This is a genomic window from Ochrobactrum sp. MYb379 (assembly GCF_037479515.1).
Taxonomy (GTDB): Bacteria; Pseudomonadota; Alphaproteobacteria; order Rhizobiales; family Rhizobiaceae; genus Brucella.
On the sequence record NZ_JBBGYW010000005.1, the window covers coordinates 303,373 to 316,269 of the forward strand.

The window sequence follows — 12,897 nt, forward strand, 5'->3', positions numbered from 1 at the left end:
ATGGGCAAAGGCGTAATTGTACTGGCTGCTGGGGGGACTGGCGGCCATCTGTTTCCAGCTGAAGCACTGGCGCATGAGTTGAAGTCTCGCGGCTGGGATGTGCATCTGGCAACGGACGCTCGCGCGCAGCGTTTTGCCGGAGCCTTCGCGGAGGATCATGTGCATGTGATCCGTTCAGCAACCATTGCCGGGCGTAATCCGATTGCGCTGGCACGTACGCTTTGGTCGTTGTGGCAGGGTAATCTCGACAGCCGCAAACTGTTCCGTCGCCTGAAACCGAAACTGGTTGCTGGCTTTGGCGGTTATCCGACGTTGCCGCCGCTTTATGCTGCGAGCAATATGGGTATCCCGACAATGGTGCATGAGCAGAATGCCGTCATGGGCCGTGCCAATAAGGGTTTGGCTTCGCGCGTGAAGGCAATTGCTGGCGGGTTCTTGCCAGAAACTGCTGGTTCTTTTGCCGATAAGATTATTTCGACGGGCAATCCGGTTCGTCCGCCTGTGCTTGCAGCTGCCAAAACATCCTATCGACCAGCCAAAGAGGGGCAGCGTTTTCGTCTGCTGGTATTTGGTGGCAGTCAGGGTGCGCAGTTTTTCTCACAAGCTATTCCCGAAGCGATTGCGCTTTTGCCAGACAGTGAACGGGCAAGGCTGCTGATTACCCAGCAAGCACGCAAAGAAGATGAAGCGGCTGTTCGCGCTGCTTATCAAAAGCTGCGTATTCTTGCGGATGTTGCGCCGTTCTTCAACGATATGCCAGCACGCATTGCCGATGCGCATTTTGTTATTTCACGTTCGGGGGCTTCGACCGTCTCCGAAATTGCAGCCATTGGCCGTCCGGCAATACTGGTGCCTTTCCCGCATGCGCTTGATCATGATCAGGCAGCGAATGCCGCAGCTCTTGCGAGCGCTGGCGGTTGCGAAGTTGTCCGACAGGCAGAGCTAACGCCACAGCGATTGGCTGACATCATCAGTGCGGCGATTAACGAGCCAGAAAGGCTTGAACAACAGGCCAAAGCTGCAAAAAGCGTTGGTAAGCCTGATGCCGCGCAGTTGCTTGCTGATCTCGCAGAGGCTATTGCAGCAGGACAATCAGTTCAGGAATTTAAAGAAGGAACTCGGCCATGAAAATGCCGCTCAACATCGGGCTTGTCCATTTTATCGGGATCGGCGGCATTGGCATGAGCGGCATTGCGGAAGTGCTGCACAATCTTGCCTATAAGGTTCAGGGCTCGGATCAGTCGGACAGCGCCAATGTGCAGCGTCTGCGTGAGAAGGGCATTGAAGTCTTCGTCGGTCACAAGGCTGAGAATCTCGGCGATGCAGAAGTGATCGTCGTTTCAACTGCGATCAAGAAGACCAATCCAGAATTGTCCGCAGCGCGCGAAAAGCTTTTGCCGATTGTTCGCCGCGCCGAAATGTTGGCCGAACTAATGCGCTTCCGCCGCGCGGTTGCCATTGGCGGCACCCATGGCAAGACCACCACCACGTCGATGGTTGCAGCTTTGCTTGATGCGGGACATCTGGATCCGACGGTTATCAATGGCGGCATTATCAATGCCTATGGCACCAATGCCCGTATGGGCGATGGTGACTGGATGGTTGTCGAAGCGGATGAAAGCGACGGCACATTCCTCAAGCTTCCTGCCGATATTGCTGTCGTGACCAACATTGATCCGGAACATCTCGATCATTACGGCAATTTTGATAATGTGCGCGCAGCTTTCGCGCAGTTCGTTGAAAATGTGCCATTTTATGGCTTTGGCGTTATGTGTCTTGATCATCCTGAAGTGCAGGCTCTGGTAAGCCGCATTGAGGATCGCCGCATCGTAACCTACGGTCAAAATCCGCAGGCCGATGTGCGTTTTGTTAATCATCGCATGGAAGGCGCTGTCAGCCTATTTGATGTGCTGATCCGTTCGCGCAAGGGTGAAACGACAGAGATTAAGGATCTGCGTTTGCCAATGCCGGGCATGCACAATGTTTCCAACGCAACGGCAGCCATTGCGGTTGCGCATGAGCTGGGTATTTCCGCCGATGATATTCGTCGTGGCCTTGGCGCATTTGGTGGTGTGAAGCGTCGCTTTACCCATACGGGCACGTGGAATGGCGTTGAGATTTTCGATGACTACGGACACCATCCGGTTGAAATTCGCGCAGTGCTGAAAGCCGCACGCGAAGCAACCAAGGGTCGTGTCGTCGGTATTGTTCAGCCGCATCGTTATACGCGTCTGCACAGCTTGTTTGATGAGTTTGCAGCGTGCTTCAATGATGCCGATACGGTGATTGTCGCGCCGGTTTATACCGCTGGCGAAGACCCGATTGAAGGCGTAAATTCGGAAACGCTCGTTTCGCGCATCAAGACCGCCGGCCATCGCGATGCACGTTATGCCAGTGGTCCAGAAACATTGGCGCCGCTTGTTGCATCGGTCGCGGAACCCGGAGATTTCGTGGTTTTCCTTGGTGCGGGCAACATCACGCAATGGGCTTATGCACTTCCGAAAGAACTGGCTGAACAGGGTAAAAAGTGATGGAAAGCGGCGAAGCGCTTCTCAAAAAGCTCGACGGCAGGCTGTCTGGCCTTCGCGGGCGCATGATGCCGGACGCTGGCATGGATAAGATCACATGGTTTCGTGCCGGTGGTCCTGCACAGGTTCTGTTTCAGCCAGCAGATGAAGAAGATTTGTCCGAGTTTCTGAAAGCCGTACCGGAAGAGATTCCGCTTCTGGTTGTAGGGGTTGGTTCTAATCTGCTTGCGCGTGACGGTGGTATTCCGGGCTTTGTGGTGCGCTTGTCAGCCAAGGGTTTTGGTAGTGTCGAACAGGTGTCGGAAACGCAGTTGAGGGCAGGGACCGCAACGCCAGATAAGCGTGTAGCAGCAGCAGCGCTTGAGGCTGGTCTTGGAGGTCTCCATTTTTATCACGGCATTCCGGGTGCTATTGGCGGCGCTTTGCGGATGAATGCCGGTGCCAATGGCGTTGAAACCCGCGAGCGCGTGGTAGAAGTGCGCGCACTTGATCGCAAGGGCGAACTACACATTCTATCCAATGCCGATATGGGTTATGCTTATCGTCATTCCTCAGCATCGCCTGATCTGATTTTCACCTCAGCGCTCTTTGAAGGTGTTCCGGGAGACCGTGAAGACATTCAGAAGGCCATGGACGAAGTGCAGAATCACCGCGAAACGGTGCAGCCCGTGCGCGAGAAAACCGGTGGTTCAACCTTCAAAAACCTTGAAGGGTCGTCTGCTTGGAAAGAAATCGACAAGGCTGGCTGTCGTGGCTTGCGTGTTGGTGGCGCACAGATGTCGGAGATGCACTGCAATTTCATGATCAATACGGGTGACGCCACCGGATATGATCTCGAAACGCTCGGTGAGACAGTTCGCGCTAAAGTTTATGAGACTTCCGGCATTCGCCTTCATTGGGAGATCAAGCGGCTCGGCTTGTTCCGTGAAGGACAGGAAGTTAAAGAATTCTTATAAAAATTAACATTTTAAGAAGCCCGGATTTCCCACTGAAATTCCGGGCTTTTTTCGGCTTATTGAGTCGTTCGTAAGTTGCTCCCCTTTTGATAGGGGCTTGCCACGGAATCAACTCTCTGATTCTTTATGGTTAACCGTACAGTGATTTGATTCGTCAGAGTTTTCTGACTTGGGTGTCTGCTGCGTAGTGTAGCCGGGCTATCCTGATTCTATTTTTGATTCGAGCGCAGGGGATGCGCAGAGGGGATGACTAACGTGGCTGGACAGAAGGCTGTAAAGCATGTTGCCGTTTTGATGGGCGGTTTCTCTTCAGAGCGTCCTGTCAGTCTGTCGTCTGGTGCTGCTTGTGCTACGGCTCTCGAAGAGCGCGGCTACCGCGTTACGCGTGTTGATGTTGATCGCAATGTTGCCAGTGTTCTCGCTGAGTTGAAGCCTGATGTGGCGTTCAATGCGCTGCACGGTCCGTTCGGTGAAGATGGCACCATTCAGGGTATCCTTGAATATCTCCAAATTCCTTACACGCATTCCGGTGTGCTGGCTTCAGCGCTTGCCATGGATAAGGATCGCGCCAAGACTGTTGCGTCTGCTGCAGGTGTAGCAGTTGCTCCTTCGCGCCTGATGAACCGTTTTGAAATCGGCAATGAGCATCCGATGCAGCCGCCTTATGTGGTGAAGCCTGTACGCGAAGGTTCAAGCTTCGGTGTTGTCATCGTTCAGGAAGATCAGACTCATCCTCCGCAAATCATCAGCTCGGCCGAGTGGAATTATGGTGCGGACGTTCTGGTCGAAAAATATATCGCCGGACGGGAACTGACCTGCGCCGTGATGGGTGATCGCGCGATGGACGTCTGCGAGATCATTCCGGTAGGGCATCAGTTCTACGATTTTGATTCAAAATATGTGCCGGGTGCATCAACTCATGTGTGTCCTGCAAAAATTTTACCAAATATTTACCAAAAAATTCAAATAATGGCCCTTACGGCGCATCGGGCAATCGGGTGTCGGGGCGTAAGCAGATCAGACTTCCGTTTCGATGATCGTTTTTCCGAAGAAGGCGAAGTTATTTGGCTGGAAGTTAACACTCAGCCGGGAATGACTCCTACCTCGCTCGTACCTGATATCGCGAAAGCGGCGGGTATCTCTTTTGGTGAATTGTTGAGTTGGTTGGTGGAGGACGCGTCTTGTTTGCGTTAAAAGGCAGATCAAATGAATACAGGCGTTCTGGCGCGATGCGTGATGCATCGGGTGCAGCCTTTGTTCTGCCGCGCTTTCTGCGCAAGCCCTTCCGCTTTGCTGTTCGTTTGTTTCAGGGAAACATCAATGTGCCGCGTTATGCTGGCACGATTGGTATGCTTGGTTTTCTCGGTGCAACCGGCGTTTACGGCATGGTTCTTGGTGGTCACTCCGAGAATATGGTCAAGGCAACTGCTTCGACCCTTGGTTTTGCAATTGAAGATGTGAAGGTGGTTGGTAACAACGAGACCTCCGATATTGATATTCTCGGTCAGCTTGAGCTGGATGGTGAAACATCGCTCGTTGGTTTGAGTGCTGAGGCTGCGCGTCAGGCGATTACGAAGCTTCCTTGGGTTGAAAGCGCAGAAGTGCGCAAGGTTTATCCGGGCACGCTGCTGGTGTCGCTTGAAGAGCGTAAAGCTTTCGCGGTCTGGCAGAATGGTCAGGAACTTTCACTGATTGATTCGGCAGGCGATACAATCGTTCCGTTCCGTCCGGGTCGTTACAACGCTCTCCCGCTCGTGGTCGGTGAAGGTGCTGAAAAGCGCGTTAAGGGCTTCGTAGACGAGGTTGCTGCCTATCCTGCGCTGGCTGGTAAGGTTCGTGCTTATATTCGCGTTGCTGATCGTCGCTGGGACATTCTGCTTGAAAACGGCGTTCGCATCATGCTGCCGGAAAATGAGCCGATGAAGGCTCTTGCCGAAGTCGAAAAGATGGATAGCGAAAAGCACCTGCTGTCTCGCGACATTGCTGCGGTCGATATGCGTCTTGATGATCGTGTTACGGTTCAGCTGACAGCGAGTGGCATGGAGCAGCGTGAGAAGTTCCTGGCAGATCGTAAAAAAGAATTAGCCCGCACGGGGAAACGCGTATGAGTATTCTTGGCGGAAAAAGTTCATCACAAGCTGGAAGTGCAGGGCGCAAGGTGCGCCTGCTGACAGTTCTGGATGTTGGTTCAAGCAAGGTTTCTTGCGTGATTGCGCGTCTGCGTCCACATGAAGCGGGTGCGCTGCTTCCGGGTCGTACGCATCGCATGGAAGTGCTTGGCATTGGCCATCAGCGTTCGCGTGGTGTGAAGTCTGGCGTCATCATCGATCTTGATGCGGCTGAACAGTCGATCCGTCTTGCCGTTGATGCTGCTGAGCGCATGGCTGGTCTGACAGTTGATAGCCTGATCGTCAACATTTCCGCCGGTCGTCTTAAGAGCGAAACCTTTACCGCGAGCGTTAATCTCGGCGGTCATGACGTTGAACAGACCGATATTCGTCGCGTATTGGCCGCTGGTGCCAAGCAGGCATTGGCTGCGGAACGTCACCTCGTTCACTCGCTGCCTGTTGGTTACACGCTTGATGGCGAACGCGGCATTCGTGATCCACTTGGTATGCTGGGTGACAGCCTCGGCGTCGATATGCATGTTCTGACGGCTGATGCGGCACCGCTTCGTAATCTCGAATTGTGCATCAATCGTTGCCACCTTTCGGTCGAAGCAATCGTTGCCACGCCTTATGCAAGCGGCCTTGCAGCGCTCGTTGGTGATGAAGCCGAAATGGGTGCGGCATGCATCGATATGGGCGGCGGCACGACCACGATTTCCGTCTTCTCTGAAGGCAAGTTCATTCACGCCGATGCGGTTGCTATCGGCGGCTCGCACGTCACGATGGATGTGGCACGCGGCTTTTCCACGCGCATGGAAGATGCTGAGCGCCTTAAGGTTATGTACGGCTCGGCGCTGCCAAGTGCAGCCGACGACCGCGATCTCATCTCGGTGCCGCCAATTGGCGATGACGAGCGTGATGTCCCCAATCAATATCCGCGTTCGGTTTTGACGCGGATCATCCGTGCACGTGTGGAAGAAACGCTGGAACTGGTTCGCGACAGGCTGAACCAGTCGGGCCTCGGACACATCGTTGGCAAGCGCGTGGTGCTGACAGGTGGCGCAAGCCAGCTTCCGGGCATGCCAGAAGCAGCCAGACGGATACTTGCAAGGAATGTGCGTATCGGGCGTCCGCTAGGAATAGCGGGATTGCCTGAAGCGGCTAAGGGTGCGGCTTTCTCCGCGACTGTTGGACTTCTGATCTACCCGCAAGTGGCAGGGATTGAAGAACGGTCGGTGAAAGCAGCTTCCTCCGGTCTTATGACTGGTACGGGCGGGCGAATTCAGCGTGTCGGCCAATGGCTGAGAGAGAGTTTTTGAGTACACATTGAGTGATTCATTGCGTGATGTGGGCGTAACCATCAGCGTAATAACCAATTAGCACCGCGGCGGCGAAGCGGTGAGAGGCTTTAAGAGGAACGAGAACCATGACAATTAATCTGCAAAAGCCGGACATTACCGAGCTGAAGCCTCGCATCACCGTGTTCGGTGTCGGTGGCGGCGGCGGCAACGCGGTCAACAACATGATCAATGCCGGTTTGCGCGGTGTGGATTTTGTTGTGGCAAACACTGACGCGCAGGCTTTGACGATGTCGAAGTCCGAGCGCATGATCCAGCTCGGTGCAGCTGTCACCGAAGGTCTCGGTGCTGGTTCGCAGCCAGAAGTTGGCCGTGCAGCTGCTGAAGAATGCATCGACGAAATCGTCGATCACCTCAATGGCACGCATATGTGCTTCGTCACTGCAGGTATGGGCGGCGGCACCGGTACGGGTGCAGCTCCTGTCGTAGCACGTGCTGCACGCGAACGCGGTATCCTCACCGTTGGCGTTGTAACAAAGCCTTTCCATTTTGAAGGTGCTCGCCGCATGAAGACGGCTGAGCTCGGCATCGAAGAACTGCAGAAGAACGTCGATACACTTATCGTCATTCCAAACCAGAACCTCTTCCGCATTGCCAACGACAAGACCACCTTCGCTGATGCTTTCGCAATGGCTGATCAGGTGCTCTATTCGGGCGTTGCTTGCATCACCGATCTGATGGTCAAGGAAGGCCTCATCAACCTCGACTTTGCTGACGTTCGCTCGGTTATGCGCGAAATGGGCAAAGCGATGATGGGTACTGGCGAAGCTTCGGGCGACGGCCGCGCGATGGCTGCTGCTGAAGCTGCAATTGCGAACCCGCTGCTCGACGAAACCTCGATGCGCGGTGCAAAGGGTCTTCTGATCTCGATCACTGGTGGTCGCGATATGACCCTGTTCGAAGTGGACGAAGCTGCTACACGTATCCGTGAAGAAGTTGATCCAGAAGCCAACATTATCCTTGGTGCGACTTTTGATGAAGGACTAGAAGGCGTTATTCGCGTCTCTGTTGTTGCCACTGGCATCGACAAGAAGATCGGAGACGCGGCGCCTGCGCCGCTGGAATTTCGCCAGCCGGTAAAGCCAGTTGCTCAACAGACAAAGCCGATGACTGCGCATGGTATTCTGCGCCCTCCGGTTGTTGAACAGCCACGTCACGTCGAACAGCCTGCACCGGTTGCTCAGTCGATTGAGACTGAAATTCCAGCTGCACCAGTGGCCCCAGCCGCCTCTGCGGCACCTGAGTTCCGCCCGCAGAGCCGCATTTTCCAGGCTCCTGCTGCTGACAGCTTTGAACGCGCACCTGTTGCTCGTCCAGTCGCTCCACAGCCGCAGATGCATCACAATCAGGCAACTGCTCCAGTCATGCAGCCGCAGGCTTACCAGCAGCCACAGCAGATGCATGCAGAACCGGCTCCTCAGCCACGTCCTGCTCCGCGTATGCCAGCTGTTTCTGATTTCCCACCTGTTGCACAGGCAGAAATCAATGCACGTCGTGCAGCGCCTCAGCAGCCTGTTCAGGAAGAACGCGGCCCAATGGGTCTGCTTTCCCGCCTGACACGTGGTTTGACCCGTCGTGAAGAAGAGCAGCCAGCAGCTCGCCTTGAGCCAGCTCAGCAGCGCGAACCTGCGATGCGTCAGCCAGAGCAGCGCCGTCCAATGCAGCAGGACGCTTCGATCTATGCACCGCGTCGCGGCCAGCTTGACGATCAGGGCCGTCCACAGCCACGCGCTGCTTCGGAAGAAGACCAGCTCGAAATTCCAGCGTTCCTGCGCCGTCAGTCTAACTGATCAGCAAACGCTGTCTGAAATAAAAAGCCGCAGGGGATTCCTTGCGGCTTTTTTTGTTGGCACTTCATTATGCTTTGTAAGAAAGCGTGATTTTGATCGGCTATAGGCAACCACTATTTGTAGCGAATGCTTACATGTTTGTGTGAGCGGACTTCTGTGTAACAGTTGCTCATTTTTGCCATATCTCTTTTATTTAAGGGGCATGAAGAAAGCTCGGTTACGTTGATTTTCTCGCGAAGAAGGTTCAGGCCGATGCGGGATCGAGTTTTGATAGAAGATAGATTGGACCCCGTTTTGAGCGTTTATCAAAAGACAATTGGCCGTTTTTTCACGTTGTCGGGCGTTGGTGTCCATGGTGGTACGAGTGCGTCGGCTACCTTTATACCTGCTGAGGCGAATACGGGCATTGTCTTCCGTCGTTCTGATATTCAGGATGCCCCTGATACGCGCGCTCATGCTTCCGAGATTGGCGCGACCGATCTGTGTACGGCTCTTGGGCCGCAAGAAGCGCGAATCAATACCGTTGAGCATTTGATGGCTGCAATTGCGGCTCTGGGCATTGATAATCTTATTATCGAGGTTGAGGGACCAGAGGTTCCCATTCTCGACGGCACGTCTGCGCGTTTTATTGATGCGTTTGATGAAGCCGGCATTGTTACGCAAGATGCCAAGCGCCGCTTCATTCGTATTCTGAAAACTGTACGTGTGGAAGCGGGCGGTTCATGGGGTGAATTCCAGCCCTATTCGGGTACGCGTTACGAAGTCGAAATCGACTTTGAATGCCCGCTGATTGGTCGCCAGAAATACGCGAATGACATCAATGAAGACGTCTTCCGCAAAGACATATCGACCGCACGTACGTTTGGCTTCATGAAAGACGTTGAGCGGTTGTGGGCCGCTGGTTTGGCCCTTGGTTCATCGCTTGATAATTCGCTTGTCATTGGCGACGATAATTCGGTGATCAACCCGGGCGGGTTGCGGTTCACGGATGAGTTTGTGCGTCATAAGACGCTGGATGCCGTAGGTGATCTCGCGCTTGCTGGTTTGCCGTTTATCGGCTGCTTCCGGTCCTATCGCGGTGGTCACAGGTTGAATGCTGAAACGGTAAAGGCGCTTCTGGCCGACAAATCGAATTACGATATTGTTGAAGCAAGCGGTGTTCGTCGCAATTCTGATAATTCGGATCTGGTGACTGTGCGTCCGAATATTTCTGCACCTTGGGCACTTTAAGGGTGTGATGCGAAGGACTTAGCGTTTATGGCCATAATTGGGCCGTGATCGCCGGGTCATGTTTGCGATGAGTCGGTGTATCGTATGTGAAGTGACAGCCAGACCTCTCCATTGGATGAGGATGTAGCAATTGGTTTGCAAAGATAATGCCTTAGGCCGTTCTGAATATGCCATTTTCTGACGTTTGAGCAGCTAGACGATTGCCGATTACGCCAGCATGTGGTTTATGAACGGCCAAAACAGCCTTGGCTATGTTTACCTATGTGCTGATGCTGATGTATTGGAATGGATGGAAATAAGCGCAGATACGTCTGTTTGCTTGGCTCCTTACAGAAAAGTTGTTGCCAGATGGCCGGAGACCGCATGACGAGTTCAAATTTCCCGGTGAAGACGAAAACTGCGCTGATTGTCAGCGCTCTTGCCGTTTTTGTTCCGCTTGCGGGATGTGCCAGCAAAAACGACGATATCGATCTAACCAAATATGTTGAGACGATTGATCCGGCGGATAAGCTTTACAATGAAGGTCTTGCGAACCTCGATGCTGGTCGTCTGGGCGAAGCTGCTAAGAAGTTCGCAGCGGTTGATCGTCAGCACCCTTACACTGAATGGGCGCGTAAGTCGCTCGTCATGGCTGCCTTTACCAATTACCGTCAGGGCAATTACGAAGAAGCGATCAATATGGCGAAGCGTTACAACACGCTTTATCCAACATCGCCTGAATCGGCCTATGCCTATTACATCATCGGTCTGAGCTATTTCCGTCAGATTCCTGACGTGACCCGCGATCAGGCTGCAAGCCGTCGCGCTATTGCTGCGATGCAGGAAGTGGTCGATCGCTTCCCGAATTCCGAATATGTCGACGATGCCAAGACCAAAATCCGCGTTGCGCGCGATCAGCTCGCCGGCAAGGAAATGCAGGTTGGTCGTTATTATCTTGAGCGCAAGGAATATCTGGCTGCGATTAAGCGCTTCCGTCTCGTGGTTGAGGAATATTCCAACACGCGTCAGGTTGAAGAAGCGCTGGCTCGTCTGGTCGAAGCCTATTACGCGCTTGGTCTGACATCTGAAGCACAGATGGCAGCATCGGTGCTTGGCAAGAACTACCCGGATAGCCGCTGGTATAAGGATAGCTACAAGCTGTTGCAGAGCGGTGGTCTTGAGCCACGCGAAAACGGTGGCTCATGGCTGGCCAAGGCATCTTCGCTTATTACGGGCGGCAACTAAGCCGATACAAGCATGCTGTCGCACCTCTCGATCCGTGATATTGTTCTGATTGAAAGGCTCGACATCGAGTTCAAGACCGGCTTGTCCGTGCTTACGGGCGAGACCGGCGCCGGTAAATCAATCTTGCTTGATTCATTGTCGCTCGCACTTGGTGCGCGCGGCGATGCTTCGCTGGTGCGTCATGGCGCAGATCAGGGGCAGGTGACTGCCGTGTTCGATGTGCCGGGTGGGCATCCGGCCCGTAAATTCTTAAGTGAAAATGGTTTTGATGATGACGGCGACGTCATCCTGCGTCGTCTTCAAATGGGAGATGGTCGTACACGTGTTTTCATCAACGATCAGGCGGCGAGCGTTGCGCTTTTGCGTGAACTCGGCAAACGTCTCGTTGAAATTCATGGTCAGCATGATGACCGCGCACTGATCGACATAGATATTCATCGTACATTGCTGGATGCTTTTGGAGGGCTTGATTCCGAGGCTTCCACTGTTCGCGAGCGTTATAAAACATGGCGTGATGCGGAAAACGCATTGTCTAAGCATCGTGCGCGAGTCGAACAGGCTGAGCGCGAAGGTGATTATCTGCGCTCATCCGTTGATGAGCTGACCAAGCTTGATCCGCAGCCGGGCGAAGAAGACGACCTTGCCGAACGTCGTGCGATCATGATGAAATCGGAAAAGATCGCCGGTGATGTGAACGAAGCCGGTGAGTTGCTGTCAGGCAATGGTTCGCCTGTGCCAACGCTCGCAAGCCTTGTGCGTCGTCTTGAGCGTAAAATCCCGGAAGCACCGCATCTTCTTGAGCCTGTTTGTAAAGCAATTGATGAAGCACTCAATCATTTGGCGCTTGCGCAGGATGGTATCGATCATGCGATGCGCGAGATCGATTTTGATCCGCGTGTTTTGGAACAGGTTGAGGAGCGGCTGTTTGCTCTGAGAGCGGCTGCCCGCAAATATTCTGTTTCGGTTGAGGGCTTGCCCGCTTTGCGCGACAAGATGGATGCCGACCTTGCGGATCTTGATGCCGGTGCAGAAAAACTCATCAAGCTTGAAGCACAGGCAACCGAGACGCGTACGGCTTACGATGCTGCTGCGAAGGTTCTGTCTGAACGTCGCACGGATACGGCTGAGCACCTTAAAGCGGCTGTTATGGCAGAGCTTCCGGCGCTGAAGCTGGAACGTGCTGAATTCCTCGTCGAAATGACCACGGATAGCAACGCTCGTGCTGCCGAAGGCATTGATACAGTTGAATATTGGGTTCGCACCAATCCGGGTACGCGTGCTGGCCCGATGATGAAGGTTGCATCAGGTGGTGAGCTTTCGCGTTTCTTACTGGCGCTGAAAGTGGCGCTTGCTGATCGCGGTTCCGCACCGACGCTGGTGTTTGATGAAATCGATACGGGGGTGGGTGGTGCCGTTGCTGACGCGATTGGTCAGCGTCTTGCACGTCTATCATCGCGGGTGCAGGTGCTATCGGTTACGCATGCGCCGCAGGTGGCCGCGCGCGCATCAACGCATTTCCTGATTGCGAAGTCTGCAACCAATGAAGATCGCATGTCCACGTCGATCCGGTCGATTGGTGTCGATGAGCGGCAGGAAGAAATCGCACGTATGTTGGCCGGTGCCAGCATCACCGATGAAGCGCGCAAAGCGGCCGAGCGTTTGCTTGCCGAGAACAGCGCATTGGTCTCCTGACAGAACGCTGT

The 12,897-nt window shown here is 54.0% G+C and carries 10 protein-coding genes; all 10 read left to right on the forward strand.

All coding sequences use genetic code 11. The features are described from left to right. The 10 genes from murG to recN all read left to right on the forward strand — a co-directional run bounded on the left by murG (window position 1) and on the right by recN (window position 12,886). A complete protein-coding gene (gene murG / locus WH356_RS13775) occupies window positions 1-1,128 on the forward strand; it encodes an undecaprenyldiphospho-muramoylpentapeptide beta-N-acetylglucosaminyltransferase (protein ID WP_339511693.1) in 1,128 nt (375 codons plus the stop codon). Continuing rightward, on the forward strand, window positions 1,125-2,531 hold the full coding sequence (gene murC / locus WH356_RS13780) for a UDP-N-acetylmuramate--L-alanine ligase (protein ID WP_339511695.1): 1,407 nt from the start codon (window positions 1,125-1,127) through the stop codon (window positions 2,529-2,531). Before murG ends, murC begins: the two co-directional genes overlap by 4 nt. Then, the gene (gene murB, locus WH356_RS13785; protein WP_339511697.1) at window positions 2,531-3,484 is read left to right on the forward strand and encodes a UDP-N-acetylmuramate dehydrogenase; all 954 of its coding nucleotides are present in this window, start codon (window positions 2,531-2,533) and stop codon (window positions 3,482-3,484) included. Before murC ends, murB begins: the two co-directional genes overlap by 1 nt. A 246-nt stretch (window positions 3,485-3,730) precedes the next feature. After that, window positions 3,731-4,678, forward strand: a complete 948-nt coding sequence (locus WH356_RS13790) for a D-alanine--D-alanine ligase (RefSeq protein WP_421565820.1) — start codon at window positions 3,731-3,733, stop codon at window positions 4,676-4,678. Then, window positions 4,666-5,592, forward strand: coding sequence for a cell division protein FtsQ/DivIB (locus tag WH356_RS13795; protein ID WP_339511699.1), 927 nt, complete (start codon window positions 4,666-4,668; stop codon window positions 5,590-5,592). The genes WH356_RS13790 and WH356_RS13795 overlap by 13 nt, the downstream gene beginning before the upstream one ends. Beyond that, window positions 5,589-6,911: a cell division protein FtsA gene (ftsA, locus tag WH356_RS13800; RefSeq protein WP_339511701.1), complete on the forward strand. Its 1,323-nt coding sequence runs from the start codon at window positions 5,589-5,591 to the stop codon at window positions 6,909-6,911. The genes WH356_RS13795 and ftsA overlap by 4 nt, the downstream gene beginning before the upstream one ends. A gap of 107 nt (window positions 6,912-7,018) precedes the next feature. Then, a complete protein-coding gene (gene ftsZ, locus WH356_RS13805) occupies window positions 7,019-8,740 on the forward strand; it encodes a cell division protein FtsZ (RefSeq protein WP_339511703.1) in 1,722 nt (573 codons plus the stop codon). 294 nt (window positions 8,741-9,034) lie between these two features. Continuing rightward, entirely contained in the window at window positions 9,035-9,970 is a 936-nt protein-coding gene (gene lpxC / locus WH356_RS13810) for a UDP-3-O-acyl-N-acetylglucosamine deacetylase (protein WP_445253669.1), read from the forward strand. 363 nt (window positions 9,971-10,333) lie between these two features. Then, entirely contained in the window at window positions 10,334-11,194 is an 861-nt protein-coding gene (locus tag WH356_RS13815) for an outer membrane protein assembly factor BamD (protein ID WP_339511707.1), read from the forward strand. A 12-nt stretch (window positions 11,195-11,206) separates the two neighbouring features. Further along, on the forward strand, window positions 11,207-12,886 hold the full coding sequence (gene recN, locus WH356_RS13820; RefSeq protein WP_339511709.1) for a DNA repair protein RecN: 1,680 nt from the start codon (window positions 11,207-11,209) through the stop codon (window positions 12,884-12,886). Window positions 12,887-12,897: the final 11 nt, after the last annotated feature.